The organism is Ruegeria sp. AH12, from assembly GCF_056541465.1.
Genome location: NZ_JBQFYL010000183.1, coordinates 1 through 622, shown reverse-complemented (window position 1 = coordinate 622; position 622 = coordinate 1). Strand labels below are relative to the sequence as shown.

At 55.0% G+C, this 622-nt stretch carries 1 protein-coding gene and 1 pseudogene; both read right to left on the bottom strand.

What is annotated here, in order from left to right; translation table 11 throughout:
* The coding region (locus ACR0EL_RS22495) for a Gfo/Idh/MocA family protein (protein ID WP_480502356.1) at positions 1 to 386 on the bottom strand (386 nt) is incomplete at its 3' end.
* Positions 386 to 622 (bottom strand): annotated as a pseudogene (locus ACR0EL_RS22490) (sugar phosphate isomerase/epimerase); the annotation flags it as partial. The pseudogene ACR0EL_RS22490 and the gene ACR0EL_RS22495, both read right to left, overlap by 1 nt.

Sequence of the window (622 nt, the reverse complement as noted above, 5' to 3'; positions counted from 1 at the left end):
GCCTTCACCAGTCTTTTTGCATCCGCAAGGGTCGAGGTGAGTGGCTTGTCACAAATGACGTGAATACCGCGTTTCAGGAATTCACGCGCGGCTGCATAGTGAACGTGGTTTGGCGTGACGATTGAGACCGCCTCGATTCCAGATTTCAACCGAGCTTCCCTGATTGCCATTTGTTTGAAGTCTTCATAGACCCGTTCGAGCCCCAATGCCTGCCCACTTTCCATGGATTTCTCTGGCGTCGAAGACAAAGCACCGGCGACCAGCTCGAACTTGTCGTCCAGTCGTGCAGCTATGCGATGAACACCCCCTATGGAGGCGTCGTTTCCGCCGCCAACCATGCCAAGCCGAATGCGGCCCGAGGTTCCTTCACTCCGTCCTGTGACCATCACTCAATCCCCAGCATTTTACGATTGGCGGCTTCGCCGGCGCCACTATCAGCGAAATCATCAAAGGCTCTCTCGGTCACACGGATGATGTGATCTGACACAAACTGAGCGCCTTCACGCGCGCCATCCTCGGGGTGTTTGAGACAGCATTCCCATTCGACCACAGCCCAACCATCAAAGTCATTCGCCGCCATTTTTGAGAAGACCGCACCGAAATCCACTTGGCCATCACCAAG